This window comes from Actinoallomurus sp. NPDC052308, assembly GCF_040679195.1.
GTDB lineage: Bacteria > Actinomycetota > Actinomycetes > Streptosporangiales > Streptosporangiaceae > Actinoallomurus > Actinoallomurus liliacearum.
Window position 1 is genome coordinate 76,682 of record NZ_JBFAUM010000025.1, and the last position, 17,544, is coordinate 94,225.

The 17,544-nt window shown below is 70.1% G+C and carries 21 protein-coding genes; 11 read left to right on the top strand and 10 right to left on the bottom strand.

Features of this window, described 5'->3' with window-relative positions; genetic code table 11:
* Nucleotides 1–259: 259 nt before the first annotated feature.
* Complete coding sequence (locus AB0L00_RS36600; protein WP_364441959.1) at nucleotides 260–928, top strand: hypothetical protein; 669 nt, start codon at nucleotides 260–262, stop codon at nucleotides 926–928.
* 123 nt (nucleotides 929–1,051) lie between these two features.
* On the opposite strand, the gene AB0L00_RS36605 is transcribed toward AB0L00_RS36600, so the two are convergent.
* Nucleotides 1,052–2,542, bottom strand: a complete 1,491-nt coding sequence (locus tag AB0L00_RS36605) for an MFS transporter (RefSeq protein WP_364441960.1) — start codon at nucleotides 2,540–2,542, stop codon at nucleotides 1,052–1,054.
* A gap of 222 nt (nucleotides 2,543–2,764) precedes the next feature.
* On the opposite strand from AB0L00_RS36605, the gene AB0L00_RS36610 reads away from it, so the two are divergent.
* From AB0L00_RS36610 to AB0L00_RS36620, 3 genes are all read left to right on the top strand, one after another.
* On the top strand, nucleotides 2,765–3,136 hold the full coding sequence (locus tag AB0L00_RS36610; protein ID WP_364441961.1) for a YciI family protein: 372 nt from the start codon (nucleotides 2,765–2,767) through the stop codon (nucleotides 3,134–3,136).
* Nucleotides 3,133–4,344, top strand: a complete 1,212-nt coding sequence (locus tag AB0L00_RS36615; protein WP_364441963.1) for a DUF6596 domain-containing protein — start codon at nucleotides 3,133–3,135, stop codon at nucleotides 4,342–4,344. The genes AB0L00_RS36610 and AB0L00_RS36615 overlap by 4 nt, the downstream gene beginning before the upstream one ends.
* A gap of 180 nt (nucleotides 4,345–4,524) precedes the next feature.
* On the top strand, nucleotides 4,525–5,241 hold the full coding sequence (locus AB0L00_RS36620) for a sugar transferase (RefSeq protein ID WP_364441964.1): 717 nt from the start codon (nucleotides 4,525–4,527) through the stop codon (nucleotides 5,239–5,241).
* A 72-nt stretch (nucleotides 5,242–5,313) separates the two neighbouring features.
* Here AB0L00_RS36620 and AB0L00_RS36625 read toward each other — a convergent pair whose 3' ends face one another.
* Nucleotides 5,314–5,601, bottom strand: a complete 288-nt coding sequence (locus tag AB0L00_RS36625; RefSeq protein ID WP_364441965.1) for a hypothetical protein — start codon at nucleotides 5,599–5,601, stop codon at nucleotides 5,314–5,316.
* A 118-nt stretch (nucleotides 5,602–5,719) separates the two neighbouring features.
* Between AB0L00_RS36625 and AB0L00_RS36630 the strand changes: the two genes are divergently transcribed.
* The 3 genes from AB0L00_RS36630 to AB0L00_RS36640 are packed head-to-tail and all read left to right on the top strand — an operon-like array spanning nucleotide 5,720 to nucleotide 7,368.
* A complete protein-coding gene (locus tag AB0L00_RS36630) occupies nucleotides 5,720–6,556 on the top strand; it encodes a helix-turn-helix transcriptional regulator (protein ID WP_364441967.1) in 837 nt (278 codons plus the stop codon).
* Nucleotides 6,556–6,714: a DUF397 domain-containing protein gene (locus tag AB0L00_RS36635; RefSeq protein WP_364441968.1), complete on the top strand. Its 159-nt coding sequence runs from the start codon at nucleotides 6,556–6,558 to the stop codon at nucleotides 6,712–6,714. The genes AB0L00_RS36630 and AB0L00_RS36635 overlap by 1 nt, the downstream gene beginning before the upstream one ends.
* A gap of 27 nt (nucleotides 6,715–6,741) precedes the next feature.
* On the top strand, nucleotides 6,742–7,368 hold the full coding sequence (locus tag AB0L00_RS36640) for a hypothetical protein (RefSeq protein WP_364441970.1): 627 nt from the start codon (nucleotides 6,742–6,744) through the stop codon (nucleotides 7,366–7,368).
* A 199-nt stretch (nucleotides 7,369–7,567) separates the two neighbouring features.
* On the opposite strand, the gene AB0L00_RS36645 is transcribed toward AB0L00_RS36640, so the two are convergent.
* Entirely contained in the window at nucleotides 7,568–8,125 is a 558-nt protein-coding gene (locus AB0L00_RS36645) for a hypothetical protein (protein ID WP_364441971.1), read from the bottom strand.
* A 45-nt stretch (nucleotides 8,126–8,170) separates the two neighbouring features.
* Between AB0L00_RS36645 and AB0L00_RS36650 the strand changes: the two genes are divergently transcribed.
* Nucleotides 8,171–8,776 (top strand): TetR/AcrR family transcriptional regulator, encoded by a 606-nt coding sequence (locus AB0L00_RS36650; protein ID WP_364441972.1) that lies wholly within the window; start codon nucleotides 8,171–8,173, stop codon nucleotides 8,774–8,776.
* A gap of 200 nt (nucleotides 8,777–8,976) precedes the next feature.
* Entirely contained in the window at nucleotides 8,977–9,552 is a 576-nt protein-coding gene (locus AB0L00_RS36655) for a YceI family protein (protein ID WP_364441973.1), read from the top strand.
* 11 nt (nucleotides 9,553–9,563) lie between these two features.
* Here AB0L00_RS36655 and AB0L00_RS36660 read toward each other — a convergent pair whose 3' ends face one another.
* The 5 genes from AB0L00_RS36660 to AB0L00_RS36680 form a co-directional block, all read right to left on the bottom strand.
* Nucleotides 9,564–10,202: a GyrI-like domain-containing protein gene (locus tag AB0L00_RS36660; protein ID WP_364441975.1), complete on the bottom strand. Its 639-nt coding sequence runs from the start codon at nucleotides 10,200–10,202 to the stop codon at nucleotides 9,564–9,566.
* Nucleotides 10,189–10,773 carry a PadR family transcriptional regulator gene (locus AB0L00_RS36665; RefSeq protein ID WP_364441977.1) on the bottom strand — a complete coding sequence of 195 codons (585 nt, stop codon included), beginning with the start codon at nucleotides 10,771–10,773 and terminating at the stop codon, nucleotides 10,189–10,191. Before AB0L00_RS36665 ends, AB0L00_RS36660 begins: the two co-directional genes overlap by 14 nt.
* Nucleotides 10,774–10,908: 135 nt before the next feature.
* On the bottom strand, nucleotides 10,909–11,733 hold the full coding sequence (locus tag AB0L00_RS36670) for an alpha/beta hydrolase (protein WP_364441979.1): 825 nt from the start codon (nucleotides 11,731–11,733) through the stop codon (nucleotides 10,909–10,911).
* Nucleotides 11,734–11,839: 106 nt separating this feature from the next.
* On the bottom strand, nucleotides 11,840–12,208 hold the full coding sequence (locus tag AB0L00_RS36675; RefSeq protein WP_364441981.1) for a DUF427 domain-containing protein: 369 nt from the start codon (nucleotides 12,206–12,208) through the stop codon (nucleotides 11,840–11,842).
* A gap of 52 nt (nucleotides 12,209–12,260) precedes the next feature.
* A complete protein-coding gene (locus AB0L00_RS36680) occupies nucleotides 12,261–13,064 on the bottom strand; it encodes a hypothetical protein (RefSeq protein WP_364441982.1) in 804 nt (267 codons plus the stop codon).
* Nucleotides 13,065–13,669: 605 nt separating this feature from the next.
* Between AB0L00_RS36680 and AB0L00_RS36685 the strand changes: the two genes are divergently transcribed.
* Nucleotides 13,670–13,840, top strand: coding sequence for a hypothetical protein (locus tag AB0L00_RS36685; RefSeq protein ID WP_364441984.1), 171 nt, complete (start codon nucleotides 13,670–13,672; stop codon nucleotides 13,838–13,840).
* Between the two features lie 459 nt (nucleotides 13,841–14,299).
* A complete protein-coding gene (locus tag AB0L00_RS36690) occupies nucleotides 14,300–16,426 on the top strand; it encodes a prolyl oligopeptidase family serine peptidase (RefSeq protein ID WP_364441985.1) in 2,127 nt (708 codons plus the stop codon).
* Nucleotides 16,427–16,450: 24 nt separating this feature from the next.
* Here AB0L00_RS36690 and AB0L00_RS36695 read toward each other — a convergent pair whose 3' ends face one another.
* Nucleotides 16,451–16,738 carry a YiaA/YiaB family inner membrane protein gene (locus AB0L00_RS36695; RefSeq protein ID WP_364441987.1) on the bottom strand — a complete coding sequence of 96 codons (288 nt, stop codon included), beginning with the start codon at nucleotides 16,736–16,738 and terminating at the stop codon, nucleotides 16,451–16,453.
* A 57-nt stretch (nucleotides 16,739–16,795) separates the two neighbouring features.
* On the bottom strand, nucleotides 16,796–17,527 hold the full coding sequence (locus AB0L00_RS36700; protein WP_364441988.1) for an SDR family oxidoreductase: 732 nt from the start codon (nucleotides 17,525–17,527) through the stop codon (nucleotides 16,796–16,798).
* Between the last annotated feature and the right edge of the window lie 17 nt (nucleotides 17,528–17,544).

The following is a 17,544-nucleotide window of genomic DNA, read 5'->3' on the forward strand; positions in this document are numbered from 1 at the left end:
ACCGGGCGTGCCCTTCGTTCGTCCGTGGAGGCGTTTCCCGGACGACGACGGCGGGGCGGCGCGGGCTGCGGTTTCCCAGTCCGCTCGGTCCCCGTTCCAGGTGGCGGCCGTGCCGCCTCTGAGCGTCGCTGACGCACGCTCCGAGGACTTCCTCGAGCCATGCCGGGCGCGGACTTGCGCACAGGAGATTCGCGCGGACGATCTCTGGTGAGGCGGACAACGCCTCGAAGCATTCCTCAGAGGAGAGAAGGACAAAGGCATGAGCATCGACTTCAGCAAGAGGCCGGCCGCGACCCTGACGAAGAACGACGACGCCGTCGGCGTCGCGCTCGACGACAAGGTCGGGGGCGTGATCACGGCCGAGCTCACCTGGCGCTCCGGCGTCGAGGGCGGCTCGGACCTGGACCTCTTCGGCTGGGTCATCGGTCGGAACGACGTCGTCGTTCCGACCCCCAGCAAGGGCCTGCGCGGTCTGATGGCCAAGGCCACCACGCCGCTTCCGGCGAACGCGGCCACGGTCGTGTACCACCACAACCTGGGCTCCCTCCAGGCCCCGCCCTTCATGCGGCACGGGGGGGACTCCCGGACGCCGGGACGCGAGGTCATGTACCTCGCCGGTCTGGAGAAGCAGGGCTACGCCCTCTTCGGGGTGTACCAGGCGTACGGCAACGGCGCCGGATCCCTCCTGCGGTTCGGAGCGACGGTGACCGTCACCGACACCGAAGGGAACAAGGTCACGGTGCCGCTGCTCCAGGACCACCCCAACCGGTACTGGGCGACCATCGTGCTCGTCGACTGCACGGATCCGCGGGGCTACGTGATCCGCCAGGTCGAGCAGTACAGCCGGCCGGGAACCGAGCACTCGCCCGTGCTCTACGCCGACGGCTCCTTCAAGATGAACCAGGGACCCACGTACCTGGTCAAGTAGGCGACGGCCCAGCCTTCTGACGGACCGCCGCCTCCCCCTGGGGCCCGCCTGCACATCCGCAGGCGGGCCCTACCCGTTCGGCGGCGTCATCCTCCCGGACCTGCGTGGCTGCGGTGACCGACGTCACCGGCCGCGTACGGGAGAAACAGCGCCGGACCGTTCCGGCGTCTTTGAACCCTTCGAACCCGCGATCACAGTGGGCCGTCGCGTCGCCGGGCGCATGGTCAGGACCAGTACGGCGGAGGCGGCGAAGATGGCCGCGGCGACGACGCCGGTGACGTGCAGGCTCGCGGTGAACGCCGCCCTCGCCGTGTGCAGCAGTTCCACGCCCTGGCCGGCGGGAAGGTGCCCGCTCGCGGCGACCGCGCCGGCCAGCGAGTCGGACGTGCCGTGCGTCCGGCCGCGGTAGACCACCGCGGCCAGCACCCCGAGCAGCCCGAAGCCGAGCGAACCGCCGAAGTAGTTGCCCGTCTCCGACATCGACGCCGCCGAGCCCGCGCGCTCCGGCGGCACGGACCCGATGACCAGCCCGGTGCCCAGCGCGAACAGCGGGCCGGTGCCCAGCGCCAGCACGGTGATGCCGATCATCACCAGCGGCAGGGCGCCCGCGCCGTCGACGGCGACCAGCAGCAGGCTGCCCAGCGCCGACGCGACCAGCCCGCCGGCGATCGCGGTCGTCTGGCTCATCCGCCGGGCCAGCGCCGGCGCGGTCATGGTGCCGACCGCCACGCCCAGGCCCATCGGCGCGAACAGTACCGCCGAGACGAACGGCGAATGGCCCAGCACGCTCTGCAGATACTGGGTCACCAGCAGGCCCGTACCGGCCATGGCGATCCCGGCGAACACCAGCGCGACGATCACGGCCGTGAACGGGCGGTTGCGGAACAGCCGCAGGTCCAGCAGCGGCGTCTCCAGCCGCAGTTGCCGGCGTACGAACAGGGACCCGACGGCCGCGCCGACGACGAGGGCCACCGCCGGCACGACTCCCACGCCCTCGACGGCCAGCCGCTTGATGCCGTACACCATCAGCAGCACCGCCGCGAGCGACAGCCCGACGCTCACCAGGTCCAGCCGGCCGGCCTGGTCGCTGCGGAACTCCGGCAGCAGGACCGGCCCGGCGAGCACGAGCACCGCCATCGCCGGGACGGCGATCAGGAACACCGATCCCCACCAGAAGTACTGCAGCAGGAAACCGGCGAAGACGGGTCCGAGCGCGCCGCCGGTGAACTGGCAGGTCGCCCAGATCGCGATGGCCTTACCGCGCTGCCGGTCGTCGCGGAACATGTTCGTGATCAAGGCGAGGGTGGACGGCGCCAGGGTCGCGCCGGCGACGCCCAGCAACGCACGTACGACGATCAGCATCAGCGGGCCGGTCGCGAAGGCGGCCGCGACCGACAGTACCGCGAACGCCGCTCCGCCGATCAGCAGCAGCCGCCGCCGGCCGATCCGGTCGCCGAGCGTCCCCATCGTGATGACCAGGCCGGCCACCGTGAGCCCGTAGCCGTCGCTGATCCACAACTGCTCGACGTTGCCGGCGCCCAGGTCGGCGCTCAGCCGTGGGAGTGCGAGGAGCAACGCCGTCATGTCCATCGCGACGAGCAGTGTCGGCAGCATGAGGACACCTAGCCCCAGCCATGCCCGGTTGACTCGCATATCCGAGACTCCCTGTTCTCTCGACGTTTCGGCGGTTGGTCGGAGCGGCCGAGAGCTTCTTGACATCGGCGCGGGGGAGAATCCACGGAGAAGTTCTGGCGGGGGATGTCAAGACGACGGCGGTGGCTCCGACCAACCGGTCGAAGGGCCCGACCGGGGCTCGCGAACCACGAGGAGTACGCGATGAAGTTCCTGATCAGCATGCACATCAACCCGGCCGTGCTGGACGCGCTGACCGACGAGGAGAAGGCGGCGATCGGCGAGGGTCACGGCCGGTTCATCGAGGCGCTGAAGGAGTCCGGCGAGATGATCACCACTCAGGCGCTCGTCGACCCGTCCCAGGCCGCCGTGGTGTCCGTGCGGGGCGGCCAGCCGGTCGTGACCGACGGACCCTTCCTGGAGGCCAAGGAGTACCTGGGCGGCTTCTACCTGATCGACTGCGAGAACAAGGAGCGGGCGATCGAGTTGGCCGCCCAGATCCCGGACGCCGCGATCGAGGGTCTGGGGATCGAGGTGCGCCAGGTGATGTTCGCTGACGGACAATTGGAGGCATGACGGTCCCACCCTTCGAGGACCTGCTGCGTGAGCTCACGCCGCAGGTCCTCGGCACGTTGGTACGCCGGTACGGCCAGTTCGAAGGATGTGAGGACGCCGTGCAGGAGGCCGTCCTCGCCGCCAGCGTGCAGTGGCCGGCCGAGGGGGTGCCGGACCACCCGCGCGGCTGGCTGCTGACCGTCGCGTCCCGGCGGCTCATCGACCAGATGCGCAGCGACCACGCGCGCCGCGAGCGGGAGTCGGCGACGGCCACCGAGGTGGTCCCCGAGGACGTACCGGACACCGACGACACGCTCGTCCTGCTGTTCCTGTGCTGCCATCCGACGCTGACCGCGGCCTCCCAGACCGCCCTGACGCTGCGGGCGGTCGGCGGCCTGACCACCGCCGAGATCGCCCGCGCGTTCCTGGTGCCGGAGGCCACGATGGCGGCCAGGATCAGCCGGGCCAAGCAGCGCATCAAGGCCGCCGGACGCTCGTTCACCCTGCCGGAGGGCGCGGAGCGCGAGGAGCGGCTACGGGTCGTCCTGCACGTGCTCTACCTGATCTTCAACGAGGGCTACACCGCCTCCTCGGGCGGCGAGTTGCACCGCGCCGACCTCGCGCGCGAGGCGATCCGGCTGACCAGGATGGTGCACGCGCAGCTTCCCGAGGACGGGGAGGTGACCGGGCTGCTCGCGCTGATGCTGCTGACCCACGCCCGCCGGGAGGCCCGTACGACGGCGGCCGGCGACCTGGTGCCGCTGGACGAGCAGGACCGCACCACATGGGACCGCGGGCTGATCGACGAGGGCACCGAACTGGTCAAGGCGTCGCTGGCCGGCCCGGCACTGGGGCCCTACCAGCTACAGGCGGCCATCGCCGCGACGCACGCCGACGCGGCCACCGCCGAGGAGACCGACTGGCCGCAGGTGCACGCCCTCTACCTGATCCTGGAACGGATCGCGCCCAACCCGATGGTCACCCTCAACCGGGCGATCGCGCTCGCCGAGATCGAGGGCCCGCAGGCCGGCCTGGCGCTGCTGGCCACACTCGACGATGACGAGCGGATGGCCGGGCACCACCGGCTGCTGTCCGTACGGGCGCACCTGCTGGAGCAGACCGGCGACCTGGCCGGGGCGTACGAGCACTACCGCCGCGCCGCGAAGGCCACCGCCAGCCTCGCCGAGCAGCGCTACCTGGAGTCCCGCGCCGGCCGGGTGAGAACCTAGTCCGCCTTGCGCGGCCAGGAGCTGGGCCTTCGACGTCCGTATGTGGGGCTTGTCACCCATCAGAGCACGCATTCCGCTTGCTGCTGGGCCCGGCGGCGGGACAGATCACATGTGGGAGAGCGGGCACTGAAGTCAACGGTGCCCCAACAAACAAAAATGAAGACACCTCACATCATCCCGATGGAAGAATCGTTCGACCGGCTTCTGCACGTCCTGGATGCGCCGCCGTCCACCACGAAGACCGGTCCGGACTACATCAACAGCCCGGAGAAGCGGAGATGGGACCTGGAGATCTGCGCAGCGTCCCGGCCGCTGTTCACGCGCCTGGTCGTCATCGGAGCGGGGACCATGCTCCTCTGGGACGGAAAGAATCCGTTCTTCACCCAAGAGCGGATCGGCAAGGACGGCAAGCCGTTCCCCCTCTGCAAGATGCGCACCATGAAGAGCGCGCGGGGCATGACCGCGAGCCTGGGGCCCAGTGACCCGCAGGCCGTTCCGCCCGGCCTGTTCCTGCGCAGGCGGCTCATCGATGAGCTGACGCAGTGGTGGAACGTCCGCCGGGGCCAGATGTCCTGGTGCAACGCGCGTCCGCTGGTGAGGGCCGAGATCTTCCACGATCCGGTGGCGCTTCGCGAAGACGGTCGCCAGCTCACCATGCAGCGCGTCTGCGGCAGGCGTCTGTTCGACCGGTGGTGGCCGGCCTACACGCTCGGCAGGCCGGGGCTCGCCAGCACGTTCAAGAGCGAGCTGTTCGTGCCCGGGACGGAGGAGTACATGATCGCGCGTGCCCACGCGAACATCGAGCAGGCGGACACCGCGAGCCCGGAGCAGGACCGGGACCTCATGCTGGCGATGGCGTACAGGACCCTCTCGGCCATGAAGGAGGGCTTCGTGTAAGCCAACGCACGACCGATCAACTAAGAGGGCGCGGCCATCGGCCGCGCCCTCTGCGTTGTTCGAGGAGGGCCGTCAGTGTTGATCATCCCCTTCCGGAGCGTCGAGCCAGACCAGCGTGACCGTCCGCGTACGGGAGAGGAGGCGCCGGGCCATTTCGGCGTCCTCGAACTGCCCGAACCAGCCTCCGGAGTCGCGGCAGAGCAGGGCGTCGCCGTGTCGGAGCTGGATGCCCCAGCACAGGATTCCCCCGTCGTCCTGCTCGGCGTCGACCCAGCACAGCGCGAAGCGCCGGGGAGCCTCTTCGGCGGCGAGCTCCGCCACCTCCTGCTCAAGGCCGGTGAATGTGAAAATCTTCGCCATGTCGCACAGTCTGTCGTTGCATACTTACGCGGAGTAGCCATTTGCGTCCATGGTGAAGCCGCCGTGAGAGCGGTGCCCCCGGCGGCGGACGGCGTCGTACGAGGTGAGGAGCCCCGCAGTGACATCGAAGACATCCGGCAAGCCGGCCACGGCCACCGTCTCCGGCCTCACGGCGCTCGCCTACTGGGGGGACGAGCTGCGCTTCTACCGCGAACAGGCCGGTCTCACCCAGGAACGGCTGGGCCGCACGATCCACATCTCCCCGTCCATGGTCGCGATGGTCGAGACGGGCAGGCGCGCACCCCGCATCGAGTTCATCAAGGCCTGCGACCAGGTCCTGAACACCAACGGCGCCCTCGCCCGCCTCTGGAAGCGGATCATCAAGCACTCCTACCTGGAGTGGTTCCGCCCCTTCGTCGAAGTCGAGTCCGAGGCCACCGAGATGCTCGAGTACGAGCCCCAAGCCGTCCCGGGCCTCCTCCAGACCGAGGAGTACGCACGGGCTCAGATACGAACGGGCCGGATCCGAGACAACGACGAGGAGATCGAACGCCACGTCGCCGCCCGCATGAGCCGCCAGGAGATCCTCACCCGAAAGAATCCACCGTTCCTGTGGGTCATCCTCGACGAGGCCGTGCTCCGCCGCCCGGTCGGCGGAGTCGAGGTGATGCGGGACCAATTCGCACGGCTGGTGGATGTTTCACAATCCGCGCACGTCATGCTCCAGGTCCTGCCGTTCGCGGCCGGCGCGCACGGAGGGATGAGCGGTCCGATGACCTTGTTCACTCTCCCCGACGAGACGATGCTCGTCTACGCTGAGGCATTCGGGGGCGGGCAGATCATCGGGCTCCCGGAGGAGGTCGCGAACTGCCGCCTACGGCTCGACCTGATGCGTGCCTGCGCGCTCCCGCCGGACGACTCCGTCCGGATGATCATTGACCTGATCGGAGAGTGATGAGCGGCGAGGTCCGGTGGCGTAAGAGCAGTCGGAGCAGCGACCAGGGCGGCCAGTGCGTCGAGGTCGCTCAGTGGAGTAAGAGCAGCCGCAGCAGCGACCAGGGCGGTAACTGTGTGGAGGTCGCACGGTTGAGCGCCGAGGTCAGCAAGAAGTAACGAGTCGTCGGGCGTTATGGTGCGCTGGTGATCGACGAACAGGGCCTCCGCCTGGGGGAGGAGGCCGCGCACCGGTTGGCGCGGCTGGGCTGGTGCGAGATCGAGCCTGGCCTGAGCGACGCGGAGTTCGCTCGCATCGAAGGCGAGTACGGGTTCGAGTTCGCGGACGACCACCGGGCCTTCCTCGCGGCGGGGCTGCCGGTCAGCCACCCGCCGGAAGAGGGCCAGACATGGGACAAGCCCTGGCCGGAGTGGCGCAACGGCGACCCTGACCGACTGCGGGAACACCTCGACTGGCCGATCGACTACCTCTTGAGCGATGTTCGGCGCGGCCACTGGCGGCACGACTGGGGGGAGCGGCCGGGCGTCCCCGAGGAGGCGGTGGAGTCGGCGCGGCGGAAGCTGGCGCAGGTGCCCAGGATGGTTCCGGTCTACGCACACCGGTTCCTGCCGGCCGGGCGCGGCTCCTTCGGACATCCGGTGCTCTCGATGCGCGGCTCGGACACCATCTACTACGGGGCCGACCTGGTCGACTACATCGGCCAGGAGTTCGAACCCGAGACGTCGCACCTTGACCGGATGGTCGAGCGGCAGCCGCGTGCGACGGTCCCGTTCTGGCGGGACTACCTTTCCAACGTCGCGGACCCGTCCTGAGCGGATGTGTCGGTCGTCGCCGTTGACGTAGCGGGCCGGGCCGGGGGAAGGGACGTACGGAAGGCTCGGCAAGACGGCGCGGCTGCCGGGCGCCAATGGGGCGAGGCGCGCTGATCCGGGCAGCGGCCGGGCCGTTCGCCGAGACTTCCGCACGGGCGCGGCACACGATCGCGGCGTCGTTCGGGTCCGCCGTGAGAGGTCAGACGCCTCGTCGCCTGCGTGGGGCGATGGTGTAGCTGAAGGAGATCACGAAGTCGATCGCGAGCACGAGTCCCCAGGGAGCCATCACCGACCAGGGCTTCAGGGCGCGGTGGACGTCACCGACGAGCAGCGTGAAGACGCCCAGTACGGCCGCCGCCACGATGTAGGCGAGAAGGTGGCGAAGCCATTGGCCGCGTTCGTAGGCGGCGTGGGCGTGCCCGGTCCTGGGCGCCTTCACGGGGGCGGGGCCGCCTGCGAAGCGATGGGCGAAGCGCTGGTCGGCCCAGCGGATCATTTGATGGCCGAAGGCGAGCGAGACGCCGATGTAGATCGCGGCCAGGCCGTGCGCGGGTGAGGCGGGCGCGCCGCTACGGAGGTCGACGACCGAGGCCGCGAGCAGTACGACGTCGACCATTGGGACACTGACCAGCAGGACGTTGCTGAGCCGCCGGGCGCGAAGGAGATAGCGGGTCGCGAGCCCGGTCACCAGCAGCACCCAGAACCCGGCCTCGCATCCGACGATCAGGAAGATCACAACACCCTCGCTTTTTCGCACGGTCGTATGAAAAACAAAATAACACGACCGTGCGATAATGACGGCATGCCGAAGATCGTGGACCACGAGGCGCGCCGGATGGAGCTCGCCGACGCCGTCGGCCGCGTCATCGCCAGGGACGGGGTGAACGAGGTCTCGATCCGCTCGGTCGCCGCCGAGGCCGGCTGGTCGTCAGGCACGCTGCGGCACTACTTCACCACCCGCGCCGAGCTCTTGGCCTTCGCCTGCGAGCAGGTGATACACCGGGTCGCGACCCGGATCACCGACATGCGGCACGGCGGCACCATCCAGCAGGCGGTCCGCGACACGCTGCTGGAGACCATGCCGGTCGACGCGCGGCGGCACGCCGAGGCCGCCGTCGCCTTCGCCTTCCTGGCCCTCGGCCTGAGCGATCCGCGCCTGGCCGAGGTCCAGCGCGCCCACTTCGATGGCATGTACGGGCTCTGTCTTCGGGTCATCGAGAGCCTGGACGCCGAGGGCCTCCTGGCCCCGCACATCGCCTCGGCCGAAGTTCTCGCCCGGCGCCTGCACGCCGTCGTCGATGGTCTGTCCATCCAGCGACTCGCCGGCCACCTGACCCCGGAGCTCATGGTCGCCCAACTCGACGCCTATCTGGCCGAGATCATCCTCGGCGCCGGCGAAGCCCGCTGACCCACCGAACGGGCGCCACGCGCCTATTCATAGATCATTTGTCGGGATCTCTCGGCCCGGCCCGGCCTGGTGCTGCTCGGGTCGGCTTGGACGGTTTGCGCAGGTCGGCGTCCTGGGCGATATAGCGCTCAATGTGCCTTGTGTTGTCGATTCGACTAGATTGGCGCCTAGGGGGCGGAACGTAACCATCGGGGAGTGACATGACGGAAACGGCCGCTCCACCCGGCCTGACCACCGGGACCTGGACCATCGATCCGGCCCACTCGGAGATCACCTTCAGCATCCGGCACCTCATGACGACGGTGCGCGGAAGCTTCACCGACTTCGGCGGCACGATCGAGATCGCCGACGACCCGTTCCTGTCCACCGCGACCGCCGAGATCGCCATCGCGTCCATCGACACGCGCAACGCCGAACGCGACGCTCACGTGCGGTCCTCGGAGATCATGGACGTGGAGCGTCATCCCACCATGACCTTCACGACGACCGGCGTGGCCTCGGCCCGTACCGGCCGTCGCGCGCGGCACCCGCGCTATGGCGTGGACGGCGAGCTGACGATCCGCGGCATGACCAATTCCGTACGGCTGCTCACCGAGTTCCACGGCACCGGCGTCGATCCGTGGGGCGGGATGCGCGCCGGGTTCACCGCCTCCACGCGCATCCTGCGCTCGGACTTCGGCATTCAGTTCAACGTCCCGCTCCAGGGAGACCGCCTGGTCCTCGGTGACGAGATCGACATCGGCCTGGAGATCCAGGCCGTTCTGGCCGACGGCTGAGTCGCCGGGCGCTACGGCGCACTGACGATCATTGAGCCCGTCCGAACGGGCTGCCGGAGGATGGTCCTGAGTTTGGCGGGCTCGGCTCGGCGGGGGTCACCGAGGTAGATCTCATGGTGGTGCCCGGACATCCGCAGGTCGTTGGCGGCGAGGTACTCGTTATGGAGCCTGGCGAGTACGGGTCCTTCGTCGTCGTACGGTCCGACGTGCAGGACCTGGGCGCTGGTGCCCTCCGTCAGAGTCTCGCGGCGGACCTGGGCGATCGTGGGGAGACCCTTCTTCGTCAGCGCGGCCTGCCTGGCCTCGTCGATGAGGTCGTCGGTGATCCATTCGGGCTGGCTGATGAGCATGCGCCAGTGCCAGGCGTCCTTGGCGCGGGTGATGAACACCTCCGGGCGGTCGGACCACCACAGCCCTTCGAGCGGCCCGACGACGAAGTCCCGGCCGAGGGCGTTCTTGCTGGTGAACTTGATCGTGTAGGCGACGGCGTACAGCGCCTCGACGGCGCGGGTGTAGTCGGCGCTGGTGTTGGGGTCGCCGTGACCGTCGACGGCGATGAATCGCTGCGCGGGCACGTCGACCAGCGCCCAGTCGGTGTTCCTCGGCGCGTAACACTGCTTGAGGTCTCGTTTGACGTCATAGCGGGTCATGGCCGGCTGCCTTCCTGGGCTTGTCGGGGGATCGTTCGCCGGTTTCGGCCGCCCGGTAGGCGGCCAGCCACTGCTGTTCGGCGGCCAGTTGGCCCAGCGCGTAGTCGAAGGTGGCACGGACGAAACCGGGCAGGTCGGGCTGGGCGTCGCGGGCCGCTTCGATGACGGCGATCTTCTCCGTCAGGGCCGCGGCACGCCTGTCGAGCGCGGCCCGGAGGCGCTCGGGCGGAATGACCGGTTGGTTGGCCAGGCCGACCAGGACCGGCGGGAACACCGGCTGGAGTTCGGCCAGCGCCGCCTCGGCCGACCGTGCGCACGCCCGGCGCCCTTCGGCCGTCGGTCCGTACACCCGGCGGGCCTTTCCCCGGGCGGCTCGTGCCGTGTCGACCTCGGTGATCAGGCCACGGTCGCGAAGCCGGGTCAGCAGGTAGTAGATCGAGCTGAAGCCGATCTCGGTCCACTCGCGCATGCCGCGCGCGCTGATGACCTCGTTCAGTTCGTAGCCGTGTCTCGGCTTCTCCACGAGCAGGCCGAGCAGGGTCAGCTCGGCGGGCGTCAGGTCGGCGACCACACTTTTATCCTAGTACTAGGATAATCGGCCTCGCGCCGGCCGCGGGCTCTCAGGCCAGGTGATCACTTCTCGTCCGGGCGTGGTCCGGGACGAGCGGAGCGGTCCGCGGCCGACACCGCCACGCCGAGGCGGAGGTCAGGCGGTGAAGTGCCGTACCAGCGCGGGGGCCAGGACGTCCGCCTTCACCATGTGGGTCTGGCCCGGCAGGGTCCGGTGGGTCGAGCCGGGGACGGCGGCGGCGAGGGCGGCGTTGGCGTTGCGCATCCAGGCCGGGCTCTTGCCGCCGTCGATCACGGCCGTCGGCACGGTGACCGACGCCCAGCGGCCGGAGGGCAGCGGGCGGCCCTTCATGAACTCGTCCACGAACGAGGCGTCGTACGGCAGCGTGTGAGCGACCTTCTTCAGCTTCGACCAGCCCGGCATGACGCGCATCAAAGCCACCATGGCGGCCGGCATCCCCACGACGCGCATGAAGCGCCGGACCGCGTCGCCGGGTCTGCCCGTGGCGAGGGCCCGCTCCAGGCCGGCCACGTAGTCGTCCGGCACGGGCGTCCTGCTGTCGTCGACGATGAACGGCGCCTCGTACAGGGCGAGCCGGCTGATCGGCAGGCCGCGGCGGGCGGCCTCCAGCGCCAGGGCGGCGCCGGACGAGACGCCGCACACGAGCGCGGAACCACCCGCCTCCTCGATCAGGGCCGCCAGGTCCTCGACCTCACGCGCCGGGTCGTAGGAGGAGGCGTCACCGCTCTGGCCGCGGCCGCGCCGGTCGTAGGTGTAGACGGTGAACCGGCTCTTCAGCTCCTCGGCGAGCTTGCCCATGGGGCCGAACTCCCGGAAGCACAGGGCACCGTCGACCAGGATCACGGCGGGCCCCCGCCCGGCCCGGGTGAAGGCGATCGGCGTGCCGTCCGCCGAGCGGACGGTCGAGGCCGTGGTGGCGATGGCGGTCGAGGCGGTCATGTCGTGCTCCTTCGGGGTCCGTCTTCGCGCTTTCACTGACGCGTCGAACGGCCCGGCGCTGGATCGACATCCGCCCGCGACGAACTTGAAGATTTTTCGACGGCGGTTACGCGGGCTGCCCGTTGACCTCCAGGGTGACGCCCGGGCGCTCGGCCCAGAAGGCGAGCAGGCCCGCGATCCGCTCGACCCTCGGGAACGGCTCGGGGTAGGACCACACCACGTCCTCGGCCGTGCCGTCGTCCGTCCGCACCGACCAGTAGACGGCGTCCCCCTTGAACGGGCAGTGCGACGTCGTCGACGACGGCCTGAGCAGCTCCATGTTCACGTCCTCCGGCGGCAGGTAGTACCGCGCGGGGCAGCCGGTCTCGGTCAGCACCACGGGCCGCGAGGAGGTGGCCACGACGGTGTCCTTGATCCGCACCACGACCTGGTCCGACGCGGGTGTGACGTCGATGTCATGTCCTTTGGCGTTCATGACACGATCCCATCAGACATCTCCGGCCGCGGTCCAGGCCGCACCGTTTCGCTCAGCGGGTGCCGGAGTACAGCTCGACGCGCAGGTCGTCGCCCTCGTGCAGGACGTACGTGGCGCTGATCTTGTCGGTCCACTCGACGGGCAGCAGGTAGTAGCGGTCGCCACGCGCGATCAGTACCCGCAGGCCGCTGTAGCGGTACCCGAAGACGGCGCCCTTCGGTAATCGCTCGACCTGGACACCCGGCCCCGCCAGGGCCAGGGGGCGGGCGCTGTAGACGACGGCCGCCGTACGGCTCTGCAGCTCGCGGGCCGTCTGCCGCCCCGCCTCGGCGCCTCGGGCGCTCGCGTACAGCGAGGCCATCCACAATCCGCACAGCGTCGTGATGATCAGTGCGAGCGAGTAGGCGTACCGGCCGTCCGCCGAACCGCGTGCGGACCACGCGAGCATCAGCGGGCCGGCGCCGAGGAGGGCGAGCACCGGGTACGTCGGCACGCTGACGCTGCCGGCGACCAGGTACCCGAGGACGCCGGCGGCGGTCGCGACGACACCGATCCGGCGTAGCGCGTTCCGGTCGGCCCGGCCCGGCGCCCGGACGAGACCGGCGTTCATCGCCAGCAGGACGCCGGCTCCGAAGGCGATGACGGCCGGGGAGAAGATGTGCAGCCCGCGCAGGACGTACTCGGTGAAGCCGATGTCCACGTCGAGCGCTCGCACGTTGAAGTGCCCGAGCCAGGCGTCCGTGTAGGCCCATCCCATGTAGAACATCACCGCCCCGACCACGGCGGCGTTCGTCGACAGGAAACCGACCATTCCCCGGGCGCTGTGGGGTGGGGGTTCCCGCTCGTCCGCGCTCACGGCTGAGGGCTGGAGTCAGGGACCGGCGAGGGGGACGGGCGAGGCGGCGCGGGGGAGTACCAGGGTGTCTCCTCGGGTGGGGTGGAGGCCGTCGGCCAGCCCGAGATGCCCTTGGACGACGTACGGACCGAGGCCGTAGGCGGGCAGTACGGGGGAACGGGATCGCCGCCCTGCGGGCTTCGGCAGCCCACGGGCAGCGTCAGGGAACCGCTGCCCGGCGCGCTCGGCGCCGGCCGGCTCGCCGACGAGGAGGTCGACGACGAGGTGGACGAGGAGCTCGACGACGTGCCCGGCGACGAACCGTGCTTACACGCCGCGAGGACCATGGCGGCACCGGCGATGCTTAACAACGTTGACAGGCTCACCTGGAGAATCTTCGACGGTGACATGCGCGGAACACCCCTCCGGACCGGTTGCGCTCAGGATCGATCCGGCCACTGGGCGTGTCAACGGCTGCCAGGTCTCGATGCGGCCACGCCCGTGCACCAGCCGGCAGGGGTTGCGCGAACACACGGATCCCTGGCAACTGACGGTTGCGGCCGTCTGACACGAAGGGACTGTTCCAGCCGCCCACCTAAAGCGGCAGGACACAAAGGAGATCCGCCATGACGCAACGGGACACGGGAATGTCGCCCGACAAGGCGCTGAACATCGTCTTCAACGCCGAGAACTCCCTGGCCGGGCCGGGCGAACCCGTCGACAGGGGCTACACGGATGGAGAGCTCGCGGAAGCGCGACGCATCGTCTACGGCGAGGAGGAGTCCTCGTCCTCGTGAGGGCTCATCCCGGAGTTCGGGAGGCGGTGACATCCGCCCGCCTCTGACGAAGTGACCGGCCTCCGCTCCACGCGAGCGGAGGCCGGTTCTCGTCGCAGGAGCGTCCGTCGGCTTCGCCGCGATGAGTGGTCCGGGCCCGCGTCGATGGCGAGCCTTTACATATCGGTGGTCTGGCGGTTAAGGCAGATCTATCCGGAAGGTCGTTTATCGATCGTGAGTGCGGAGATGGGTTCAGCATAAACGCCCATTACAGGCGAAATCGGAGGGATCCGGGAGGCTGTCATGAGTCGTTACCTGCCATACAGCTCCACCGGTCCGGCGCCCCGTTTCGGCGGCGTACGCGGCTGGCAGCAGGACATTCTTCGCGGCGAGTCCTGACTCAGTGAGGCGAGGTACTGCGGTGTCACCGCAGTACCTCCGCTCATGTCAGGCGGGGTGATCCGGCGGAGGGAGCCGTTCGTGACGCGATCGTTCTACCCTGTCGCCCGGCGCGACGCCCTCGTGGAGGACCTGTTCGGGATCCCGGTCGCCGATCCCTACCGCTGGCTGGAGGACGGCCGCCACGCGGACGTACGGACCTGGGCCGCGGCTCAGGACCGCCTCTTCCGCGCGTGCCGCGTCCGGTGGAACCAGCGGCGATCGTGGGCGGCGCTGGTGGACGAGGTGTCCTCCTTCGGCGTGTCGGACTCGCCGATGGTGCGCGGTCAGGCCAGGTTCTTCGCCGAGCAGCGGCCGGGCGACGAGCAACGGCGCCTGCTCGTGGTCGACGCCGACGGGAACAGGCGGGTGCTGCTCGACCCGGTGCGGATCGACCCGTCCGGCCACACCGGGCTGTACGCCTGGTGGCCCTCGCGCGAGGGCGAACGCGTGGCCGTCCAACTGGAGGTCGGCGCACAGCCCGGCAACGAGATCACGGTGCTGGACGCGCGGACCGGCGAGACCGTGGACGGGCCGCTGCCCCGTACCCGCAACACCTCGCTCGCCTGGCTGCCGGGCGGGGACGCGTTCTACTACGTCAGCCGCGCTCCCGACGAGGAACTGGCCGACGGCGACACGCGGTTGCAGCGGCGGGTGCGCCTGCATCGGATCGGCACGTCCTGGCAGGCCGACACGGTCGTGTTCGGCGGCGACGACGCCCCGGACGACTATTACGGGCTCGCGGTCGGCGCCGACGGCCGGCACCTGGCGATCACCGCGCTGGCCGGGCCCGCCTCGCCCAACGACGTGTACGTGGCCGAACTCGCCGATCCGGCGGCCCCGTGTTTCACCAGGATCGTGGACCGGAACACCACACCCGCCCGAGTCCTGCCGAGGTTCCTCGCGGACGGCGACCTGCTGCTGGTCACCGACCACCAGGCCCCGTGCGGCCGGGTCTGCCGGGCGGACCCGCGCGATCCCGCCCCGGCCGCCTGGCGCACGCTGGTGCCCGAAGATCCCGAGGCCCCGCTCGACGAATGCCTGGTCCTCGACGACCCGGCACTGCCGCGTCCCCTCCTGCTGGTCGCACGCGCCCGCCACGGCGTCTCCACCGTGACCCTGCACGACCTGGCGAGCGGCCGGCCCCTGACCCGCCTGCCCCTTCCCGGCGCGGGCGTCGTGTCGTCGCTGCGCACGAACCTCCCGCACGGCCGCCACGCCTGGTTCGGCTACTGCGACCCGGCCACACCCCCGGCCGTCCACCGCTACGACGGCCTGAACGGGACGCTGGAACGGGAGACCGGCGCCACGACGGCCGGACCCGCCCCGGAGATCCTCAGCCGCAGCGTCCGCTACCCGGCCCGCGACGGCACCGAGGTCACGCTTTTCCTGTTCACCCCGGCCGGCGAGGACGAGGGCCCCCGGCCCGCCCTCCTGTACGGCTACGGCAGCTTCGGCATGCCGATGCGCCCGTGGTTCTTCCCCATGGCGGCCGCCTGGGTCGCCGCCGGCGGCACCTACGCGGTCGCCTGCGTACGCGGCGGCGGCGAAGGAGGCCGGCACTGGCACGAGGCCGGCCGCGGACCGTACAAGCGCCGCGCGATCAGCGACTTCAACGACGCCGCCGCCTGGCTCATCCGCACCGGCCGGACCACGCCGGGCCAGTTGGTGAGCTACGGCCAGTCCGGCGGGGGACTGCTGGTCACCGCCGCCGCCGTGCGGCGACCGGACCTGTACGCCGCCGTCATCGCGGCCGGGCCGCTGTGCGACATGGTGCGCTACGAGCGCTTCGGCCTGGGACGCACCTGGACCGAGGAGTTCGGCACCGCCTCCCGGCCCGACCAGCTGCGCTGGCTGCTCGGATACTCGCCGTACCACAACGTCACGCCCGGCACGCCCTATCCCGCGTTCCTCCTCGCGGGGGCGGTGACCGACCTGCAGACCGGAGAGGCGCACGTCACCAAGATGTGCGCGGCCCTCCAGCACGCCACCAGCGGGAACCGGCCGATCCTGATGCGCCGGGAACCCGACACCGCCCACGCGGCCTCTCCCGCGAGCAAGGAACGCGCCCTCACCGCGGACCTGCTGGCGTTCGCCGGGGAGTACACCGGCCTGTCACCGAAGAGACCGACCACCCGGCCGTACGAGGACACCGCCGACCCGGACTGACGACGTCCCGCCCGGCCGGGCCGGTCAGGGCTGGACCCGGAACGGGTCGTGCTCGGCCAGCAGCTTGTCCAGCCGGGCCTGGTCCACGCGACCGGTGATCGTGGCCGTCTCCTGCCGGTCCCGCACGCACTTGGCGAGCGTGAACGTCGAGGTCACCGCGTACAGGAACGCGAGCCCCAGGAACGCCCTGATCCATCCGCCGACCGGCAGGTAGGCGATGCCGATCGCGCAGGCCGTCAACGAGATCCCGAACGAGATGGCCGCCTGGATCAGGAACGCGGCCGTGGTGCTCGACTTGACCGTAGTGTTCATGCGCCCATCGTCGGCAGGCCCGACTTCACGCGCATGAGCACTAGTACTCAACAGGGCTCAGATCATGCCTCCGGCCGCGTTGATGGTCTGGCCGGTGATCCAGCGGCCGGCGTCGGAGGCGAGGAAGGCCACGATGTCGGCGATGTCGGCGGGTTCGCCCAGGCGGCCCAGCGGCGTACGGGCCTTGGCGTCCTCGATGACGTGCGGTGGGACGGTCTTGAGGACGTCGGTATGGGTCAGGCCGGGCAGGACGCTGTTGACCGTGACGGATCGGGAGCCCACCTCCCAGGCCAGGGTACGGGCGAGCTGATCACCTGCGGCCTTGCCGGCGGCGAGCAGCGCCATGCCCGGCAACGGTGAGACGGTCAGGGCGGAAGAGATCAATATGATCCGGCCGTGGTCGCGGATGCGCCTTGCGGCCTCGCGGAGGGCGACGAACGTGGCCCGGACGTTCGCGTCCACGTATCGGTCGAAGTCGTCGTCGGTGGCGTGGGACAGCGGCCCGGCGGTCGCCGTACTCGCGTTGTTCACCCACACGTCCACGTGGCCGTAGTGGCTCTCGGCCGTATCGAACAACTCCTTGACCGCTGCGGGCCGGGTGATATCGGTGCGAACAGGGATGGCCTGCCCGCCCGCGTCCTTTATCTGGGCCACGACCCGCGCGGCGATCTCCTGGTCTCGGGAGCCGATGACGACGCGCATTCCCGCTGCCGCGAGCCGCCCGCTGATCGCCTGCCCGATGCCACGCGAACCTCCAGTGACGACCGCCACGCGTTCCTCGGTACGCATGAAACCTCCAAATAGAT

Excerpts from the sequence above, each read along its gene's own strand:
- AB0L00_RS36675 (WP_364441981.1), bottom strand. The coding sequence starts at position 12,208 with ATGAACGCCAAAGGACATGACATCGACGTCACACCCGCGTCGGACCAG.
- AB0L00_RS36650 (WP_364441972.1), top strand. The coding sequence starts at position 8,171 with ATGCCGAAGATCGTGGACCACGAGGCGCGCCGGATGGAGCTCGCCGAC.
- AB0L00_RS36605 (WP_364441960.1), bottom strand. The coding sequence starts at position 2,542 with ATGCTGCCGACACTGCTCGTCGCGATGGACATGACGGCGTTGCTCCTC.
- AB0L00_RS36625 (WP_364441965.1), bottom strand. The coding sequence starts at position 5,601 with ATGGCGAAGATTTTCACATTCACCGGCCTTGAGCAGGAGGTGGCGGAG.
- AB0L00_RS36610 (WP_364441961.1), top strand. The coding sequence starts at position 2,765 with ATGAAGTTCCTGATCAGCATGCACATCAACCCGGCCGTGCTGGACGCG.
- AB0L00_RS36620 (WP_364441964.1), top strand. The coding sequence starts at position 4,525 with ATGGAAGAATCGTTCGACCGGCTTCTGCACGTCCTGGATGCGCCGCCG.
- AB0L00_RS36600 (WP_364441959.1), top strand. The coding sequence starts at position 260 with ATGAGCATCGACTTCAGCAAGAGGCCGGCCGCGACCCTGACGAAGAAC.
- AB0L00_RS36685 (WP_364441984.1), top strand. The coding sequence starts at position 13,670 with ATGACGCAACGGGACACGGGAATGTCGCCCGACAAGGCGCTGAACATC.
- AB0L00_RS36635 (WP_364441968.1), top strand. The coding sequence starts at position 6,556 with ATGAGCGGCGAGGTCCGGTGGCGTAAGAGCAGTCGGAGCAGCGACCAG.
- AB0L00_RS36670 (WP_364441979.1), bottom strand. The coding sequence starts at position 11,733 with ATGACCGCCTCGACCGCCATCGCCACCACGGCCTCGACCGTCCGCTCG.
- AB0L00_RS36615 (WP_364441963.1), top strand. The coding sequence starts at position 3,133 with ATGACGGTCCCACCCTTCGAGGACCTGCTGCGTGAGCTCACGCCGCAG.
- AB0L00_RS36695 (WP_364441987.1), bottom strand. The coding sequence starts at position 16,738 with ATGAACACTACGGTCAAGTCGAGCACCACGGCCGCGTTCCTGATCCAG.
- AB0L00_RS36660 (WP_364441975.1), bottom strand. The coding sequence starts at position 10,202 with ATGACCCGCTATGACGTCAAACGAGACCTCAAGCAGTGTTACGCGCCG.
- AB0L00_RS36655 (WP_364441973.1), top strand. The coding sequence starts at position 8,977 with ATGACGGAAACGGCCGCTCCACCCGGCCTGACCACCGGGACCTGGACC.
- AB0L00_RS36700 (WP_364441988.1), bottom strand. The coding sequence starts at position 17,527 with ATGCGTACCGAGGAACGCGTGGCGGTCGTCACTGGAGGTTCGCGTGGC.